Annotated in this window: 18 protein-coding genes and 2 pseudogenes; 7 read left to right on the plus strand and 13 right to left on the minus strand. The window is 61.9% G+C overall.

All coding sequences use genetic code 11. The features are described 5' to 3' along the window. Positions 1-268 precede the first annotated feature (268 nt). The 3 genes from CKW30_RS24215 to CKW30_RS24225 form a co-directional block, all read right to left on the minus strand. A complete protein-coding gene (locus CKW30_RS24215) occupies positions 269-1,225 on the minus strand; it encodes a zinc-binding alcohol dehydrogenase family protein (protein WP_095182146.1) in 957 nt (318 codons plus the stop codon). Positions 1,226-1,256: 31 nt separating this feature from the next. Further along, on the minus strand, positions 1,257-1,430 hold the full coding sequence (locus CKW30_RS24220) for a DUF1427 family protein (protein WP_073471384.1): 174 nt from the start codon (positions 1,428-1,430) through the stop codon (positions 1,257-1,259). A gap of 211 nt (positions 1,431-1,641) precedes the next feature. Continuing rightward, positions 1,642-2,409 (minus strand): helix-turn-helix transcriptional regulator, encoded by a 768-nt coding sequence (locus CKW30_RS24225; RefSeq protein ID WP_095182147.1) that lies wholly within the window; start codon positions 2,407-2,409, stop codon positions 1,642-1,644. A gap of 146 nt (positions 2,410-2,555) precedes the next feature. On the opposite strand from CKW30_RS24225, the gene CKW30_RS24230 reads away from it, so the two are divergent. Then, positions 2,556-2,783, plus strand: coding sequence for a DUF6555 family protein (locus tag CKW30_RS24230; protein WP_016775403.1), 228 nt, complete (start codon positions 2,556-2,558; stop codon positions 2,781-2,783). 49 nt (positions 2,784-2,832) lie between these two features. Then, a complete protein-coding gene (locus tag CKW30_RS24235; RefSeq protein WP_056791362.1) occupies positions 2,833-3,105 on the plus strand; it encodes a hypothetical protein in 273 nt (90 codons plus the stop codon). Positions 3,106-3,127: 22 nt separating this feature from the next. Here CKW30_RS24235 and CKW30_RS24240 read toward each other — a convergent pair whose 3' ends face one another. The 3 genes from CKW30_RS24240 to CKW30_RS24250 form a co-directional block, all read right to left on the minus strand. Then, the gene (locus CKW30_RS24240; protein ID WP_016775405.1) at positions 3,128-3,295 is read right to left on the minus strand and encodes a metallothionein; all 168 of its coding nucleotides are present in this window, start codon (positions 3,293-3,295) and stop codon (positions 3,128-3,130) included. 739 nt (positions 3,296-4,034) lie between these two features. Next, positions 4,035-4,487 (minus strand): DMT family transporter, encoded by a 453-nt coding sequence (locus CKW30_RS24245; protein ID WP_095182148.1) that lies wholly within the window; start codon positions 4,485-4,487, stop codon positions 4,035-4,037. A gap of 3 nt (positions 4,488-4,490) precedes the next feature. Continuing rightward, positions 4,491-4,976 (minus strand): DMT family transporter, encoded by a 486-nt coding sequence (locus CKW30_RS24250; RefSeq protein WP_095182149.1) that lies wholly within the window; start codon positions 4,974-4,976, stop codon positions 4,491-4,493. 113 nt (positions 4,977-5,089) lie between these two features. Between CKW30_RS24250 and CKW30_RS24255 the strand changes: the two genes are divergently transcribed. After that, positions 5,090-6,025, plus strand: a complete 936-nt coding sequence (locus CKW30_RS24255; protein ID WP_095182150.1) for a LysR family transcriptional regulator — start codon at positions 5,090-5,092, stop codon at positions 6,023-6,025. Positions 6,026-6,226: 201 nt separating this feature from the next. Here CKW30_RS24255 and CKW30_RS27985 read toward each other — a convergent pair whose 3' ends face one another. The 3 genes and pseudogenes from CKW30_RS27985 to CKW30_RS24265 all read right to left on the minus strand — a co-directional run bounded on the left by CKW30_RS27985 (position 6,227) and on the right by CKW30_RS24265 (position 9,428). Further along, complete coding sequence (locus tag CKW30_RS27985) at positions 6,227-7,048, minus strand: methyl-accepting chemotaxis protein (protein WP_370695145.1); 822 nt, start codon at positions 7,046-7,048, stop codon at positions 6,227-6,229. Between the two features lie 36 nt (positions 7,049-7,084). After that, positions 7,085-7,909 (minus strand): annotated as a pseudogene (locus CKW30_RS27990) (cache domain-containing protein); the annotation flags it as partial. Between the two features lie 202 nt (positions 7,910-8,111). Continuing rightward, entirely contained in the window at positions 8,112-9,428 is a 1,317-nt protein-coding gene (locus CKW30_RS24265) for a Na+/H+ antiporter family protein (protein ID WP_024013513.1), read from the minus strand. A gap of 1,609 nt (positions 9,429-11,037) precedes the next feature. Between CKW30_RS24265 and CKW30_RS27995 the strand changes: the two are divergent. Next, a pseudogene (locus tag CKW30_RS27995) lies at positions 11,038-11,184 on the plus strand (HAMP domain-containing protein); the annotation flags it as partial. A 102-nt stretch (positions 11,185-11,286) separates the two neighbouring features. Then, positions 11,287-12,042 carry a methyl-accepting chemotaxis protein gene (locus CKW30_RS28000; protein WP_370593523.1) on the plus strand — a complete coding sequence of 252 codons (756 nt, stop codon included), beginning with the start codon at positions 11,287-11,289 and terminating at the stop codon, positions 12,040-12,042. 204 nt (positions 12,043-12,246) lie between these two features. Here the strand turns inward: CKW30_RS28000 and CKW30_RS24275 are convergent, their stop codons facing one another. The 4 genes from CKW30_RS24275 to CKW30_RS24290 are packed head-to-tail and all read right to left on the minus strand — an operon-like array spanning position 12,247 to position 14,848. After that, positions 12,247-13,560, minus strand: coding sequence for a sensor histidine kinase (locus CKW30_RS24275; protein ID WP_056791379.1), 1,314 nt, complete (start codon positions 13,558-13,560; stop codon positions 12,247-12,249). Continuing rightward, on the minus strand, positions 13,557-14,225 hold the full coding sequence (locus CKW30_RS24280) for a response regulator transcription factor (RefSeq protein ID WP_016775412.1): 669 nt from the start codon (positions 14,223-14,225) through the stop codon (positions 13,557-13,559). Before CKW30_RS24280 ends, CKW30_RS24275 begins: the two co-directional genes overlap by 4 nt. Before the next feature lie 3 nt (positions 14,226-14,228). Next, the gene (locus CKW30_RS24285) at positions 14,229-14,540 is read right to left on the minus strand and encodes a PepSY domain-containing protein (RefSeq protein ID WP_016775413.1); all 312 of its coding nucleotides are present in this window, start codon (positions 14,538-14,540) and stop codon (positions 14,229-14,231) included. Continuing rightward, positions 14,540-14,848 carry a PepSY domain-containing protein gene (locus CKW30_RS24290; RefSeq protein WP_016775414.1) on the minus strand — a complete coding sequence of 103 codons (309 nt, stop codon included), beginning with the start codon at positions 14,846-14,848 and terminating at the stop codon, positions 14,540-14,542. Before CKW30_RS24290 ends, CKW30_RS24285 begins: the two co-directional genes overlap by 1 nt. Before the next feature lie 291 nt (positions 14,849-15,139). Here CKW30_RS24290 and CKW30_RS24295 point away from each other — a divergent pair, with 291 nt between their 5' ends. After that, the gene (locus tag CKW30_RS24295) at positions 15,140-16,219 is read left to right on the plus strand and encodes a hypothetical protein (protein WP_095182152.1); all 1,080 of its coding nucleotides are present in this window, start codon (positions 15,140-15,142) and stop codon (positions 16,217-16,219) included. 85 nt (positions 16,220-16,304) lie between these two features. Beyond that, the gene (gene queD, locus CKW30_RS24300; RefSeq protein WP_007915588.1) at positions 16,305-16,661 is read left to right on the plus strand and encodes a 6-carboxytetrahydropterin synthase QueD; all 357 of its coding nucleotides are present in this window, start codon (positions 16,305-16,307) and stop codon (positions 16,659-16,661) included. The last annotated feature ends 330 nt before the right edge of the window (positions 16,662-16,991 follow it).

The raw sequence follows: 16,991 nt of genomic DNA on the forward strand, positions 1-16,991 counted from the left end.
ACCTGTCCCTGTGTCTGATTGAAAGACGGGACTGTGCAACGGTGCACTGCAATGGGTGAAGTCAGACCTTTCCCTGTTTTGCCGGCCTGCGAGCGAAAAGGACGTAGCCCACAGAGAAGCGGCCGGGATCCTACGGAAATGATCCCGAATCCTATGCCTTTCCCCTGTGGGAGCGAGCCTGCTCGCGAAAACGGTGTGTCAGTCGCCGACGGTTTAACTGATCTACCGTCATCGCGAGCAGGCTCGCTCCCACAGGGATTTGCGTGAATCAGGGCAGCAAGATGATCTTGTCGCCACCACCTTGATTGACCTCAGCATAGCGCGCCGGCCCTTCAGACAGCGGCACCTCCACCAAGCCCTGCGGCAGCGGCAAGCGATCCTCATCGAAGAAGCGCCCGAACTGCTCGAGCATCGCCGCGCACGCCTCAACGCCGTACAACAACGAGTTGATCCCGACCACCGAACCGCCCTTGCGATACAGCGCCAGCGCCGGCAATTGCACGTGGCCGTCGACCGGTGCGGCGATGATGGCGATGCGACCGAAGGTCGCCAGTGCCGCCACCGAAGCGGGCAGCCAGAAGCCGGTGGTGTCGAAGATCACATCGGCGCCACCGCGATACACCGCGTTGACCTGCGCACCCAGCTCTTCAGGCTTATCCAGTTGAATCGTCTGATAGCCCTGCTGCTGCAGATCGGCTACCTGCTCGGGCCGGCGCGCCGCCGCCAGCAATTGCGCGCCGCGCACTTTTGCCAGGGCCAAAGCCGCAGTTGCCACTGCCCCGCCGCCGATCACCAGCAAACGCGTATCGGCGCTGACCAGGCTGCGTTCCAGCGCATCCCACGCCGTGGTGTACGGCACGCCCAAGCTGGCCGCTTGGGCGAAACTCAGATGCACCGGTTTGTGCGCCACGCCGCTCGCCGGAAGTTTGACGAATTGCGCATGGGCGCCGTCGGCGAAGAAGCCCAGCTCGCGCCCGGTACCCCAGACTTCCTGACCGATCAACGCTTGCGGCCCCTCGACCACCACCCCGGCAAAATCCCGCCCCGGAACCCGTGGCAGCGTGGTGTAGGGAAAACGCCCGAGGACGTTTTTCACATCGCTGGGATTGAGCCCGGCAGCCTTGATCTGCACCAGCACTTCATCGGCGCCGGGCACCGGGGTCGGAACGTCGACGAAACGCAGGGAAGACAGGTCGCCGGTCTGATCGAATTGCAACGCTTTCATGGGCACATCCACCGAAAAGAAAAAGGGAAATTCAGGACAACCAGCCAGCGACCAGTTGCCGGCCCAGCGGCCACAACTGCTCACCGGCCAACATGCCGAGCAGACCGACCAGCGCGATGGCCGGTGGGGCGGGAGAACGGAAATCGAGCGCGCCGTAGAGCAGGCCGACGCCCAGGCCGATGGCCAGAGAAATGAGGTAGTTCATGAAAGGAACTCCGCCGCGATAAGTGATGGGCAGAGTCTAGGGAAACGGGCGGAGCGGTATCGGCCAAGGACTTCTGAATTTCGGACAAACCTTCTGCAGCCGCCATAGAACCGTGTGGGAGCGAGCCTGCTCGCGAATGCGGTCTTCCAGTCAGCACTTCATTGCCTGGTGCAAAGCTTTCGCGAGCAGGCTCGCTCCCACATGGATCTGTTCAAGTTGCCGAGAATTGCGAAGGCGCTACGCCAAGTTCCCGGCGAAACATGTCGCTGAAGCTGCTCGGTGAATAACCCAGTTCGCGAGCAATGACGCTCACCGCCACGCCTTGAATCAACGCCGCCACCGCCGTCGCCAACTGCACCTGGCGCCGCCATTCGGCGAAGCCCATGCCGAGGCTGTCCTTGAACAACCGCGCCAGCGTGCGCACGCTGGCCCCGGCGTTTTCTGCATGCTGCTCGAACGGGATCTCCAGCGACGGCGCGGCCATCACGGCCTGACACAGATTCATCAAACGCCGGTCGGACTCGTCCGGCAGTGGAATCTTCAACTGCGAACGCCTGGCCCGGCGCAGTTCCAGCAATGCCAGCCCGACCAGCGCATCGTAATACTCAGCCTCGCCGGCATCGCCCTGCGCCACCAGCCCGACGATCAACTCTCGCAGCAAACCACCGACCTCGATCACCTGCACCGTCGCATCCAGCGTCGCCGCCAGCGCCGGGCGCAGGTAGATATTGCGCATCTGCAAATCCGACACCACCCGAATCCCGTGCGGCACCCCCGGCGGCAACCACACCGCCCGCTGCGGCGGCACCACCAGCGCTTCGTGCGGGGTTTCGACCCACATCACCCCGCTCATCGCATACAGCAACTGCCCCCAGACATGCTCGTGCGGCTCGATGAACAAACCACGCGGATAGGTTCGCGCCAGCGGTTGCACGGGGACATCGGTGTCGGTCAGATCAGGGGGCGCGGCGAGGGCCATGGCGAGCGTTCACAGGGGGTTGGCGAAGCCGCCATGGTAACCAGCACGCCGCGCCCTCGCCAACGATAGATACCGTCGGACAATCCGAATGAATTTTCCCGGCACAGCGCGATCCGTTTAATACCACAGGGAGGAATTCGGGCTTTATGAACAACGCAAAACTTTACGTCATCGACTACACACTGCATGGCACCCCCAAGTCGTTCATTATCCGCTCGGACAAAATGGACAACGCCGAAGCCTGGCATTGGGCAAGCTGCGACGCGGGCGTGGGTCGCATCCCGCGCTTCGGCCGCGAGAAAGTGCAAAAGACCAGCAAACCGATGGCAGAAAAATTCGGCCTGGAAAACGTCACCTGGCGCCAGACCAACTGACCCCACCGCCTCCACCGCAGGCTTGGCAATCGACAGGGGGAATCGACCGATGACCGACACTTATCACACGGCCCGACTGGACTACGGCCTGACCACCTTCTTCGGCCAGATCACCAAAACGGTGAATTGCGCAGTCGCACTGGAAACGGTCGCGGATGACCCTTACCGCTTCACCTTGTGCGTCCAGGCACCGGTACCGGAAGACCTCCACCAAGCCAAGGTTGTGGTGGTCAAGGTCGAAGGGCGAACACTGCAAGGCACGGTGAGGCACTTTGAACGACAGGAAGACGACAGTCTGAAAATGGAAGTGGAGCCTGATTAGGCTCCACTTTTTTTTGCCGCGCTTATTTCGGATGAGCGCAACCGCAGCCCTTCATCGCACATTCTTCACCGTGTTTGTGGTGATGAGCGCAAGCCTCGCAGCAATAGTGTTTACCGTGTACAGCGTAGGAATGTTCGCCTTCTTTGATCGTGCAGTTGCAGCCCGGGCAGTCGCATTTTTTATCGGACATGGGACAGACTCCTTGCGTAGTGGTTGTCTGAGGCTTGAGTGGTAAGCCGTAAGGGACAGTGTAGAAGGTGGTGTTGCAGGCTGACCAACTGTTGAGAGATTGGGCGACGCAGAGATGGCTTTCGCGAGCAGGCTCGCTCCCACCAGAACGACATCGCGCTGCACAGACCTGCACATGACATCAAAAGCCCCTCACCCTAGCCCTCTCCCAAAGGGAGAGGGGACTGATTGGGGAGTGCTTCAAAAGTACACCGACCTGATCGTGCGTCACCGAATCCATAATCGATAAGGTCTTTCAGTTCGCTGTATAACGCGAAACAACTCGGTCGGCTCCCTCTCCCTCGGGAGAGGGCTGGGGTGAGGGGCGAATCCCGGCACAAAACCAAAGCCAGACACCACCCGCTCCTGACCACTCAACACAATGAGCGCAAGCTCGAGTACCGCCCTTGATCTTGCCGTGCCGGCCCCATCGGCAGGCTGAGTGGAGGGATCGATCCGGGCGTGGGAGCGCAGCGACGGTTTGGCGCAGCCAAACACAGCGAGTGTAGGTGCAGCGAAGCAAACCGGAGCCGCTGCGCCAGGATCGGTCCCGCAGCGAAGGAACCCCGAGCCCCAGCGAGCGGGCCGAACGCCGGGGCCAAGCCTTTTGGTTACTTTTTGGCGTCTGAAAAAGTGACCCGCTGTAAGAGCGGAACCGTAATCAGCAACAACCGCGGCAACGGATATGTACTCAAATCCAATCACTCAGAACGCAAACTGCTCCGATACATAAACACCAAAGCCACCGCCAGACACACCATCGCCAACATCCGACTCGGAGACAAGCCGATCGCCGGATTCCCCAACCAGCCAAAATTGTCGATCAACATCCCCATCCCCAACTGCCCGACAATCACCGCCACCGTCGCCACAGCCGTCCCGACCACCGGCACCGCACCCACCATCACCATCATGTACACCACACCAAACAGCGCCCCGGTCAACTGCCACTTCGGCACCTCAAGCAGACTCACCGCCTGCGCCGGCTCGAAAAACAGAATCAACAACCCGGTCACCACCGCGCCCACCGCAAAGGTCAGCAAACTGCTACGCAGCACCCCCACCGTTTCACCCAGACGCCCATTGATCGCGGCCTGCACACTCAACACCGCACCGGCCAATACCACCACCACCAACAAAATCACCAGACCCATCACTCACCCCCGCGCAATCAGAACCAAAGCCACCACAATCAAGCCCAACGCCAGCCAGCGCTCGCCGTTGACCTTCTTGCGCGTCGCGCCGAACCAGCCGAAATGGTCGATCAGCACACTCTTGCCGACCTGACCGGACAAAATCGCGATCATCGTCATGGCAATGCCGATATGCGGCGTCGCCAGCGTCAACACCACCACGTAGATCGGCCCGAGAAAACCGCCGATCAACTGCCAGCGCGGCAACTGGGTCAGCGCCGGACCTTTCTGTGGGCCGGCGAACAGCAAGAGCAAAAACAGAATTGCCGAACCCACGCCGAAGATGCTCAACGTCGCCCACAAATGCCCGACCTGCTCACCCAGCGGCCCGAGCAAACCAGCCTCGACCGACAAGCCCATACCAGCGAGAATCACCAGCGGCAGCAACAGCAGACGCAACACCGATCTTTTTAGCGGTGCAGCAACCACCCCTTCATTCAACGTCTGCATACATAACCTTCCACGCTCAAAAACAATGGCGCGGATTATCGGCTGGCGCCGCTGTGCGATAAATGGGAGCATCCGGACAACACTTTTGCGCATCACGCACAGCGAGACATGGCATGCACGGGCTCAACGAACTCGGGTTCAAAGCGTTAAGGCTGTTTGTGGCGGTCCTCGACCACGGCAGTTTTTCCGAAGTCGCCCGCCGGGAAGGGGTCGCGCCCTCCTCCATTTCGCGGCAGATCCAGTTAATGGAACAGGCGCTTAACCAGCAATTGCTCTACCGCCACACCCGCGCCGTCACCCCGACCGAAGCCGGGCGCACGCTCGGCCACCATGCGCGGTTACTGCTGGTGCAATTGGAAGAGGCCGAACAGGCGTTGCAGGAACAGCAAAGCGAACCCACCGGACTGGTGCGCATCAACGCGCCAGTGGTGTTTGGCCAACGCCATCTGACGCCCTGGCTGGGCGAGCTCTGCGCGCGCTATCCGAAGCTGCAACTGGATATCCAGCAAACCGACCATTACGTCGACCCGCTACAGGAAGGCGCCGACCTGCTGTTTCGCATCGGCGCGCTGCACGATTCGAGCATGCAGGCACGCATTGTGGCGCCGCACCGTTTTCAGGTCGCCGCCAGCCCGGCCTACCTCAAACGCCACGGCACGCCGCAGCACCCGGACGAACTCGCGCAACATCAGTGCCTGGCCTATAAAGGCGCGGCCGGTCAGCAGCGTTGGTTTTTCCGCCGCGACGGCGAGGACTGGACGCCATACACGGTCAGAGGCCCGATCACCGGCAACCACGCCGACACCCTGACCCAGGCCGCTCAGCAAGGCCTCGGGCTGGTGATGTTTCCGTCGTGGCTGATTGGCGAAGCGGTGCGCGAGGGCACGCTGGTGCCGGTGCTGAGGGAGTATCAGGTGTCGAACAGCCTGGAACCGCAGCAGATCGCGGTGCTGTGGCCGGGGAGCCGACGGTTGTCGGTGAAGGTGAGGACGGTGATTGATTTTTTTGTCGAGTGCTTTGGCGAGATTCCCTATTGGGACAGAGCCTGAAGATCAAGAGCCCCCTCACCCTAGCCCTCTCCCTGAGGGAGAGGGAACCGACCGAGGTGTCCCACCTACTGCATCGCCCTGAAAAACCGCGTCGATTATGGATTCAAAGCAGGACTTTCAGGTCGGCGTAATCCCGCAATATTCCCCAATCGGTTCCCTCTCCCTCTGGGAGAGGGCTAGGGTGAGGGGCTTTTCAGGCCATCAGATACGGAACTGCCCGACCAGCTTGCCCAACCGCTGCCCCAGCTCCGCCAGACTGCGCGACGTTTGCGCGCCCAGTTGCGTTTCATCGGCGACGCTGTCCACCGCCACGGCAATCTGATGCACGCTGCGGTTGATCTCTTCGGCCACCGCCGTCTGCTCTTCCGCTGCGCTGGCGATCTGCGCGTTCATCGAGTTGATCGTCGCGATCAACTGCGCCATGGCGTCCAGCGATGCGCCAGCCTGATTGGCTTGCTGCGAAGTGCCGTCGCCGGCCTCGCTGGAACGGCGCATCGCTTCGACCGCCTGCTGCGTGCCGGCCTGCAAGCGGTCGATCATGCCCTGGATTTCCTGGGTGCTGATCTGCGTGCGGCTGGCCAGCGCGCGTACTTCGTCCGCAACCACCGCAAACCCGCGCCCGGCCTCACCGGCGCGCGCCGCTTCGATCGCGGCGTTGAGCGCCAGCAGGTTGGTCTGCTCGGCAATCGAACGGATCACCCCAAGCACGCCGACGATCGAACTGACGTCCTGCTGCAGGCTGTCCAGCGACACGCCGCTGTTGCGGATGTCGTCGACCAGCGCATGAATCTGTTTGATGCTGCCCGCGACCACGCGCTTGGCGCTCTGGCCTTCTTCGTCGGTCTGCTGAGCGGCGACGGCGGCGTTCTGTGCGCTCTTGGCGACTTCCTGGGCGGCGGCGGACATTTCGTTGATCGCCGTGGCGACCTGATCGGTTTCGTGGCGTTGACGCTCCATGGCCTGATCGGAACGCTGCGCCTGTTCCGAGACCTGGGTGACCAGACCGGTCAGTTGCGTGGTCATCTCGGTGATCTGCCGCACCAGGCCGTGGATCTTGTCGACGAAACGATTGAACGAGCCGGCCAGTTCGCCGAGTTCGTCCTGGCTGGTGATGTTCAGGCGCCGGGTCAGGTCGCCCTCGCCCGCCGCGATGTCGTCGAGGTTGGCTTTCATCAGGGTCAGCGGGCGCAGAATGGTGTTGGCCAGCAGCATGCCCGCTGCCGCGATCACCAACAGCACCAGCACCGCAACGCCGACGATGCTCAGCACCACGCCTTGCACGCGCTCCTGCACTTGCGCCTCGACCTGCGCCACTTGCGCTTCGATGCCGTCGAGGTTGACCGAGGTGCCGACCGCCATGTCCCACTTCGGCAGGTATTCGGTGTAGCCGAGTTTCGGCACCAGCACCTTGGCGTTACCCGGCAGCGGTGAGCTGTATTGCAGATAGTGGGTGCCGTCCTTGGCCACTTTGACCAGGCCGAGGTTGACGTAGACGCCGTTCGGATCGCGGTTGTCCTTGAAGCTTTTGCCCACGCCGTCGGGGTCGTTGGCCTTGAACAGGCGCACGGTTTCGGAGTCGTAGCCGAAGAAGTAGCCATCCTTGCCGTAGCGGATGCCCGAGAGCAATTTGATCGCCTGCGCCCGCGCCGCGTCGTCGCCCGGTGCGGCGGCGTCGTACAGCGGTTTGATCGTGGTCATGGCCACGGCGACGTAACTTTGCAGGGTGGCCTTGGCGTCGCTGAGCAGCCGCTCGCGGGTCTGTTCGACCTCCTTGCGCGCCTGTTCCTGGAGGATGAACAGCGTGGTCACGCTGATGACCAGCGCAAAGAGCAGCACCGGCAGAACGGCAAGGGACAGGACTTTAGCCTTGAGACTCAGGCGCATCGGGGGACTCACTCTTTTGATTTTGTTGGCGTGGTTAAAGGCTTTAACGGCACGCCGGGGCAAAAGTTGAGTCTTGAAACATCGCCGCCCCCCCTGTGGGAGCGAGCCTGCTCGCGAAAGCGTTGGCTCAGCAACCTGTGTGTCGACTGACACGACGCCTTCGCGAGCAGGCTCGCTCCCACATGGGGCAATTGTGGATTTTTTAGAGAACCATCGCCGCCACCCAGCCAAACACCAGCAGCGGCAGGTTGTAGTGCAGGAAAGTCGGTACGACGGTGTCCCAGATGTGGTGATGCTGGCCGTCGATGTTCAGGCCGGAGGTCGGGCCGAGGGTCGAGTCCGAGGCCGGTGAACCGGCATCGCCCAGCGCACCGGCAGTGCCAACGATGCAGACGATGGCGATCGGGCTGAAGCCCAGTTGCACGCACAACGGCACGAAAATCGCTGCGAGAATCGGCACGGTGGAAAACGACGAACCGATGCCCATGGTCACCAGCAAGCCCACCAGCAGCATCAACAAAGCCCCGACGCCTTTGCTGTGATTGATCCAGGCTGCCGACGATTCGACCAGCGTCTGCACCTGCCCGGTGGCCTTCATCACTTCGGCAAAACCTGAGGCGGCGATCATGATGAAGCCGATCATCGCCATCATCTTCATGCCTTCGGTGAACAGATCATCGGTCTCGCGCCATTTGACGATGCCCGACACCGAGAAAATCAGGAACCCGACCAGAGCGCCGATAATCATCGAGTCCAGCAGCAACTGCACCACGAATGCCGAAGCGATGGCCACACCGGCAATCATCAGGCTCAGCGGGTTGTAGTGCACCGCCGTCTGCTCGACCTGTTCGATCTTCGCCAGGTCATACACGCGCTTCTTGCGATAGCTGATAAACGCCATCGCCAGGCCGAAAACCATGCCCAGCGCCGGAATGCCCATGGCGTGGGTGACATTGATGCCGCTGATGTCGACGCCGCTGCGGGCGACGTTGGCCAGCAGGATTTCGTTAAGGAAGATGTTGCCGAAACCCACCGGCAGAAACATATACGGGGTGATCAGGCCAAAGGTCATGACGCAGGCGATCAGACGGCGATCGAGTTGCAGCTTGGTCAGTACATATAGAAGTGGCGGCACCAGCAGCGGAATGAACGCGATATGGATCGGCAGGATGTTCTGCGAGGCAATCGCCACCACCCACAGCAGGCCGATCAGCAGCCATTTGACGTTACCGCCGCCGGTTGCGTGCTGCCGATCCACCATGGCCAGGGCCTTGTCGGCCAGCGCATGGGCCAGGCCGGATTTGGCAATCGCCACGGCGAACGCGCCGAGCAAGGCGTAGGACAACGCCACCGTCGCGCCGCCGCCCAGACCGCTGTTGAACGCCTTGAGTGTTGCGTCGATGCCCAGACCGCCGGTCAGGCCACCGACCAGCGCCCCGACGATCAGCGCGATCACCACATGCACGCGCGACAGGCTGAGGATCAGCATGACGCCGACGGCTGCTATGACTGCATTCATTTCACTACCTCAAAAAACACTGCGGGTGGAAACACACCGCCAGACAGGATGAGTCCGCCCGGGGTTGGCCGGCGGATTTGTACAGAGGGTCTTGTTAGAGGGCGCGCACTGTGCCGCAGAGTGGCGGCGCTGTCAAAGCCCTGTGGCGAGGGGATTTATCCCCGTTGAGTGGCGAAGCCGCCCCCGGCAAACTTTAAATCAACCCTGTACGCAGGTGTCACGACTGCTTCGCAGCCGAACGGGGATAAATCCCCTCGCCACAGGACTACAGGACTACCGGACCACAGGACCACAGGATCACAGGATCACAGGACCACAGGACCACAGGACCACAGGACCACAGGATCACAGGATCACAGGCCCCGCATGCGGCAATCGGTCATATTGCGCTCACGGCATAAAGAAAGCCGAAACGCGGCCGCTACAGTGCAAAGTCTCAGATATTTATCGGATAAGGATGTTTTCCATGTCGCTCAGACAACTTTCCATCCAATGGAAAATCACCCTGCTCGCCGGCCTCTGCCTGGCCGGTATCGTGACCCTGTTGGTCGGTCTTTCGCTGTATCGCATGGAACACAGCTCGGCGCTGGTCAAGGCCTCGAGCATGGAGATGCTCACCGAGTCGGCGCAGGCGCGGATCGAGTCGCAAGGTGAAGTGCAGGCCGCCGGCATTCGTCAGCAATTCATGGACGCCTATCAGTACGGCCACGGTTTCTCGCGGCAGGTACTGTTTTTGCGTGAGCAGGCCGAGAAGCGCTTTCTCGATGCCTTCGACCTGCGCGAGGACATGACCCGTCAGGTCAAATCCGCGCTGCAAGCCAACCCGGACCTGCTCGGCCTGTCGCTGGTGTTCGAAGCCAATGCGCTGGACGGCAAGGACGAACTGTTCGCCGATCAGGCTGAGCTGGGCAGCAACGACAAGGGCCGTTTTGCCCTGTACTGGTCGCAGCCGACCCCGGGCAAAGTCACTTCGATGGCGCTGCCGGAAAGCGACATGAGCGACACCAGCACCGGCCCCAGCGGTCAGGCCGCCAACGCCTGGTTCACCTGCCCGCGCACCACGCTCAAACCCTGCGTGATCGAGCCGTACTTCTATGTCATCGACGGCCACAAAGTGCTGATGACCAGCATCGTCTTCCCACTGCAGGTCAATGGCAAAGTCATCGCCTCGCTGTCGGTCGACATCAACCTCAATAGCCTGCAAGCGATCAGCCAGAACGCCAGCCGCAAGCTTTACGACGGTCAGACCGCCGTCAGTATTGTCAGCCCCGCCGGCCTGCTCGCCGGTTACAGCCCGGATGCCGGCAAACTCAGCCAGCGCCTGGATGCGGTAGATCAGGCCAGCGGCAGCGAGTTGCTGCGCCTGCTCGCCTCGAGCACGGGCGTGAGCAGCCTGCACAGCAACGGCCAGTTGAAAGTGCTGTCGCCGTTCCAGCCGATTCCCGACGGACCGGCGTGGGGCGTGTTGCTCGATGTGCCGGAGAAAGTCCTGGTCAGCCGCGCCGAAGCGCTCAAGCAGCAACTGGATGCGAGCAATACCTCAGGCACGCTGATCGAACTGAGCCTGGGCCTGCTCGCCGCGCTGATCGGTTTGCTGCTGGTGTGGCTGATGGCGCGCAGCGTGACCAAGCCGATCCTCGGTGTGGCGCACATGCTTGAAGACATCGCCAGCGGCGAAGGCGACCTGACCCGGCGTCTGGCCTACGACAAGCAGGACGAGCTCGGCCAGTTGGCCGGTTGGTTCAACAAGTTCCTCGACAAGTTGCAGCCGATCATCGCCGAGGTGAAGCGCTCGGTGCAGGACGCGCGCAACACTGCCGACCAGTCATCGGCCATCGCCACCCAGACCAGCGCCGGCATGGAGCAGCAATACCGTCAGGTCGATCAGGTCGCCACCGCGTCCCACGAAATGAGCGCCACCGCCCAGGACGTCGCGCGCAGTGCCGCCCAGGCCGCCGAAGCCGCCAAGGACGCCGACCGCGCCACCCGCCAGGGTCTGACCGTGATCGACCACACCACCGCGAGCATCGACACCCTCGCCGCCGACATGAGCGCCGCGATGGTTCAGGTCGAGGGCCTGGCCGCCAACAGCGAGAAAATCGGCACGGTGCTGGAAACCATCCGCGCCATCGCCGAGCAGACCAACCTGCTCGCACTCAACGCCGCCATCGAAGCCGCCCGTGCCGGTGAAGCCGGACGCGGTTTTGCCGTGGTCGCCGATGAAGTGCGCAACCTCGCGCGCCGCACTCAGGAGTCGGTGGAGGAAACCCGCCAGGTCATCGAGCAATTGCAGAACGGCACGCAGGAAGTGGTCGGTGCGATGGGCAACAGCCATCGTCAGGCCCAGGGCAGCGTTGAGCAGGTGGGCCAGGCTGTCACGGCGTTGCGGCAGATCGGCGATGCGGTGACGGTGATCAGCGACATGAACCTGCAAATCGCCAGTGCTGCCGAAGAGCAGAGCGCAGTGGCTGAGGAGATCAACAACAACGTGGCGACGATTCGCGATGTGACGGAATCGCTGTCCGGACAGGCGAATGAATCGGCTCGGGTGAGTCAGTCGCTCAACAGCCTGGCGAATCAGCAACAGCGGTTGATGGATCAGTTTCGCGTTTGATGCACAAGTGCGGGGTGTCAGTTCCAATCCCCCCTCACCCCAGCCCTCTCCCCCCAAGGTGGGCGAGGGGGAAAGGGAGCCGATCTTCATGCCATTCAAGTCCTGAGTTCGACTCGGATTTCAAGTGGGTGAATCTCTCAAGAACAACACAATCAGTCCCCTCTCCCTCTGGGAGAGGGTTAGGGTGAGGGGCTTTTCAGGGGCTCACCGCCGAGGCAGTTCAATCACCACTTTCAACCCGCCCCACTCGCTTTCGCCCAACACCAGCAAGCCACCCCACGTTTCGACAATATCCCGCACGATCCCAAGGCCGAGCCCATGCCCGTGGGTCTGCTCATCCAGCCGCGTGCCACGGCTGAACACCTGAGTGCGCTGCTCTTCGGGAATCCCCGGACCGTCATCTTCCACGCTCAGGGCAAAGCCGTCAGACCTTTCGATCACACTCAAGCGCACTTCGGCATCGGCCCATTTGCAGGCGTTGTCGAGCAGGTTACCGAGCAGTTCGAGCAAGTCCTCGCGGTCCCACGGCAGTTGCAAACCCGGCGGTGCGACGTAGCTCAAGGCCAGATGCTCGCCGTGAATCATGTTCAAGGTCGCCAGCAACCCTGGCAGCTCGGCATCGCAATCGAACAACGCGCCGGGCAGCGCATCCCCCGACAACCGCGCGCGATTGAGTTCGCGATTGAGGCGCTGCTGCACCTGCTCCAGTTGTTCCTTGAGGATCCTGCGCAGCTCGGGATGGTCATCGAGCTTGTCGCTGGAGGCCAGGCTGAGCAGCACCGCCAACGGGGTTTTCAGCGCGTGGCCGAGGTTGCCCAAGGCATTGCGCGAGCGCTTGAGGCTGTCTTCGGTGTGGGCGAGCAAATGGTTGATCTGCGCCACCAGCGGTTCCAGCTCCACCGGCACCTGATCGTCGAGTTGCGAGCGCTGGCCCTGCTGCAACTGAGCGATCTGCTCGCGCGCGCGTTCCAGCGGTTTAAGGGCGCGGCGTACGGTCAGGCGTTGCAGGAACAGAATCAGAAGCAACGCCGCCAGCCCGAGGCCGAGGCCGATCTGGCGCATGCGCTGGAAGCTGTCGCTGACCGGCGTGTAATCCTGGGCGACGCTGATCGAGATCGACTGACCCAGGCGTCGATAGTCCGAGCGCAGTATCAGCAGGCGTTGCCCGTCCGGCCCCAGTTGCAGGTTGCTGTGCAGCCCCGGGTGCTGCAGCAGCGGCAGTTCCTGATCCCACAGCGAGCGCGAACGCCAGTGGCTGTCGGAGAAATCGATGCGAAAGTAGTGCCCGGAAAACGGCCGCTGATAGGCCGGCGACAGATGCCGCTCATCCAGCTGCAAACCTTGCGGGCCGCGCACCAGCGCTACCAGCAGGCTTTCGCTGTCGTTGCGCAGGCCGGCTTCGAGGTAGCGCTGCAAACCGACTTCGAACAACCACAGGCTGGTTTGCGCCAGCACCAGACCGACCACCACCATCACGCTGATCAGACCCAGGCTCAAACGGCGCTGGATTGATCTCATGAAGCTTGTCCGCCGAACAGGTATCCCTGACCGCGACGGGTTTCGATCACGCTTTTGCCGAGCTTGCGCCGCAGGTGATTGACGTGGACTTCGAGGACGTTGGAGTCACGCTCGGTCTCACCGTCGTAGAGGTGTTCGGCGAGGTGGCTTTTCGAGAGGATCTGCTCGGGGTGCAGCATGAAATAACGCAGCAGGCGGAATTCAGCGGCGGTCAGCTGGATGTCGGCGCCGTCGCGAACCACGCACTGGCGGCCTTCGTCCAGATGCAGGCCGGCGGCTTGCAGGGTCGGCTGGTTGGCCTGGCCCTTGGAGCGGCGCAACAGTGACTGAATGCGCAGGTACAGCTCCTCCGGGTGGAACGGTTTGGTCAGGTAATCGTCAGCGCCGGCTTTCAGCCCTTCGATGCGCTCGGCCCAGGAGTCGCGCGCGGTAAGGATCAGCACCGGAATCGCCAGACCGGCCGCGCGCCACTGCGCCAGCACGTCCAGCCCCGGTACGCCGGGCAGGCCGAGATCGAGGATGATCAGGTCATAGGGCTCGCTGCTGCCCTGATACACCGCGTCACGACCATCGGCCAGCCAATCCACCGCGTAGCCTTGGCGCTGCAGGCCAGCGAGCAATTCGTCGGCCAGCGGTACGTGGTCTTCCACCAGAAGCAAACGCATCGATCAATCTTCCTTGTCTTTGACTAACTCGCCGGTATCGGCCTTCAGGTGCAGCTCGCGCGCCACGCCTTCGACCGTCAGCAATTCGACTTCGTAAATGTACACGTCGTGTTTTTCTTCCAGCTCGACTTCCAGCAGTTTGGCGCCGGGGTAGCGATCCATGGCCTGCTGCAGCACTTGCTCCAGCGGCAGGATCACGCCATCGCGACGCAGGGCCAGCGCCTCGTCCTGATCGAGGTCGCGAGCCATGGCCGTACTGCACAACAACACCAGCGCCAGCGCCGTCAGGCGGGTGGCGCGACTATTCAGCTTCATTACGTATCCTGATGATCCCTGAGCACTTCACCATCGACCGCGTTCAACTCCAGGTCCCACTTCAGCCCTTTCGGGTCGCGCAGTTCGATCTGGTAAATGAACTTGCCGTACTCTTCCTCCAGCTCGGTTTCGGTGATTTCCGAACCGGGGTGTTTTTCCAGGGCGATGGCGTTGAGCTTCTCGAAGGAGACGATAGTACCAGCGTCGCGCAAACGAAGCGCTTCGTCAGGTCCGAGATCGCGCGCCAGCGCAGTGTTGGCGCCAAGGCCGAGGATCGAGGCAGTGGTCAGGGCAGTCAGGGTTTTCATGGGTGTCTCCGAATTCTTATATGTTGCTTACGGTGGGCACCATAGCGGGGTCAACTTAACTGAAACTGAATGGCCATCATTGTGCCCCATTGCTGGCAAGCTCCCCTGTGGGAGCGAGCCTGCTCGCGAAGGCGCAGTGTCAGCTGCAACGATGTTTCTGACCCACCGCTTTCGCGAGCAGGCTTGCTCCCACACTGGTTTGCGTCTGCCCCCCTTGTGGGGCAGGCTCACTCCGACATGGGCCTGCAACATGTGCTTATAATCGCCAGCTTGCTAACGATCGAGACCGGTATGACCGCCATCCACATCAAGTTTCCTGCTCTCACCATAAAGGCCGGCCCACGGGCCATGGCGCGGATTCGTGCGCAGGGATTGCACGCCGCTGACGTCGGCACCCTGCCCGGTGCGGCCGGTGGGCCGAAGGCGTTGGGGATTCAGGGGCTCGATCTAGCGTTGTTCGGCGAGTGGCTGCCGAGTGCGCCGCGTGAGCGTTCGCTGATCGGCGCCTCGGTGGGTTCCTGGCGCTTCGCCAGCGCCTGCCTGCCGGACGCCGCCGAAGGCATTCGCCGCCTCGGTGAGCTGTACGCCGAGCAGCATTTCAACAAAGGCGTGACCATGGCCGAGATCAGCCAGAGCTCGCAGCGCATGCTCAATGATCTGCTCGACGGCCGCGATGCGAGCATCCTCGAAAACGCCGATTACCGACTGAACATCATGGTGGTGAAAAGCCAAGGCCGCCTCGCTGAAGACCATCGCGGGCGCCTCGGTCTGGCACTGGGTTCAGTGATCGCCGACAACCTGCGCGGTCGTGCGCGGCTGTCGCGGCACTTCGAACGGCTGATCATCCACGATCCGCGCCTGGCCCCGCCGCTTGATGCCTTGACCGATTTCCCCTCGCGCTTCGTTGCCCTCAACACCGGCAACCTGCGCCAGGCCCTGCTCGCCTCCGGATCGATCCCGATGGTGATGGAAGGCGTGCGCGACCTGCCCGGCGCTGGCGCGGGTACGTTCCGTGACGGCGGTTTGCTCGACTACCACCTCGACCTGCCCTACAGCGGCGACGGTATCGTGCTCTATCCGCACTTCACCGATCGAGTGATTCCCGGCTGGTTCGACAAGACCCTGCCATGGCGCCGCGCTTCGGTGCAGCGTTTGCAGGATGTGCTGCTGGTCGCGCCATCGAAGGAATATCTGGCGCGCCTGCCCTACGGCAAACTGCCCGATCGAAATGACTTCAAACGCTTTATGGGCGATGCGCCGAGCCGGCAGAAATACTGGCACGCGGCGATGGACGAGAGCCGGCGACTGGGTGACGAATTCCTCGAGCTGACGGCCAACGGTCGCCTCGCCGACCGCTTGCTGACCCTTTAGTCAGCACGGCCAAAGACAAGCTGATAAACTCGCCGCCTGCCCGAATCGCTGCGGCGAACGCCATCTGAACAGAGCCGAAAATACCGTGGAAATCTTCAAAGAGTTTACTTTCGAATCCGCCCACCGCCTGCCGCACGTCCCGGACGGCCACAAGTGCGGCCGCCTGCACGGCCACTCATTCAAGGTCGCGCTGCACCTGAGCGGCGACCTCGATCCGCATACTGGCTGGATTCGCGATTTCTCCGAGATCAAAGCGATTTTCAAGCCGCTGTATGAGCGCCTCGACCACAACTACCTGAACGACATTCCTGGCCTGGAAAACCCGACCAGCGAAGTGCTGGCCAAATTCATCTGGAATGAGATGAAGCCATTGCTGCCGGAACTCAGCGCGATCCGCATTCATGAGACGTGCACCAGCGGCTGCATCTATCGCGGCGAATAGCAACAAAGATTTCCTGCCAAAACCATCGCCGCTGCCCTCATGCGCTTCTTCTGACCCAACATTATTCCCCCTGACACCGATCGTTCCCACGCTCTGCGTGGGAATGCCTCAACGGACGCTCCGCGTTCGGCTTTGGAATGGGTCGGCGCCTGGGGGCCTACCTGGCGAACGCGAAAGCCTGACCCTACCGAATGCACTCGTCAGCTCCTTGTATGTTCCCCACACACCAGCATGAATGAGATCTAAGCTCGCTGGTGCGACATACGAAGATGTGTTTCTGGGGGAGACCGATCGCTCCTTAAGGCAGGACTTGCTCCTGACCTTGTATGT

Origin of the sequence: Pseudomonas sp. Irchel 3F6, assembly GCF_900187595.1 — a bacterium.
Taxonomy (GTDB): Bacteria; Pseudomonadota; Gammaproteobacteria; order Pseudomonadales; family Pseudomonadaceae; genus Aquipseudomonas; species Aquipseudomonas siliginis.

Bases quoted from the DNA above. Each gene is read 5' to 3' on its own strand.
- CKW30_RS24215 (WP_095182146.1), bottom strand. From the start codon at position 1,225: ATGAAAGCGTTGCAATTCGATCAGACCGGCGACCTGTCTTCCCTGCGT.
- CKW30_RS24220 (WP_073471384.1), bottom strand. From the start codon at position 1,430: ATGAACTACCTCATTTCTCTGGCCATCGGCCTGGGCGTCGGCCTGCTC.
- CKW30_RS24225 (WP_095182147.1), bottom strand. From the start codon at position 2,409: ATGGCCCTCGCCGCGCCCCCTGATCTGACCGACACCGATGTCCCCGTG.
- CKW30_RS24230 (WP_016775403.1), top strand. From the start codon at position 2,556: ATGAACAACGCAAAACTTTACGTCATCGACTACACACTGCATGGCACC.
- CKW30_RS24235 (WP_056791362.1), top strand. From the start codon at position 2,833: ATGACCGACACTTATCACACGGCCCGACTGGACTACGGCCTGACCACC.
- CKW30_RS24240 (WP_016775405.1), bottom strand. From the start codon at position 3,295: ATGTCCGATAAAAAATGCGACTGCCCGGGCTGCAACTGCACGATCAAA.
- CKW30_RS24245 (WP_095182148.1), bottom strand. From the start codon at position 4,487: ATGGGTCTGGTGATTTTGTTGGTGGTGGTGGTATTGGCCGGTGCGGTG.
- CKW30_RS24250 (WP_095182149.1), bottom strand. From the start codon at position 4,976: ATGCAGACGTTGAATGAAGGGGTGGTTGCTGCACCGCTAAAAAGATCG.
- CKW30_RS24255 (WP_095182150.1), top strand. From the start codon at position 5,090: ATGCACGGGCTCAACGAACTCGGGTTCAAAGCGTTAAGGCTGTTTGTG.
- CKW30_RS27985 (WP_370695145.1), bottom strand. From the start codon at position 7,048: ATGACCACGCAACTGACCGGTCTGGTCACCCAGGTCTCGGAACAGGCG.
- CKW30_RS24265 (WP_024013513.1), bottom strand. From the start codon at position 9,428: ATGAATGCAGTCATAGCAGCCGTCGGCGTCATGCTGATCCTCAGCCTG.
- CKW30_RS28000 (WP_370593523.1), top strand. From the start codon at position 11,287: ATGGAGCAGCAATACCGTCAGGTCGATCAGGTCGCCACCGCGTCCCAC.
- CKW30_RS24275 (WP_056791379.1), bottom strand. From the start codon at position 13,560: ATGAGATCAATCCAGCGCCGTTTGAGCCTGGGTCTGATCAGCGTGATG.
- CKW30_RS24280 (WP_016775412.1), bottom strand. From the start codon at position 14,225: ATGCGTTTGCTTCTGGTGGAAGACCACGTACCGCTGGCCGACGAATTG.
- CKW30_RS24285 (WP_016775413.1), bottom strand. From the start codon at position 14,540: ATGAAGCTGAATAGTCGCGCCACCCGCCTGACGGCGCTGGCGCTGGTG.
- CKW30_RS24290 (WP_016775414.1), bottom strand. From the start codon at position 14,848: ATGAAAACCCTGACTGCCCTGACCACTGCCTCGATCCTCGGCCTTGGC.
- CKW30_RS24295 (WP_095182152.1), top strand. From the start codon at position 15,140: ATGACCGCCATCCACATCAAGTTTCCTGCTCTCACCATAAAGGCCGGC.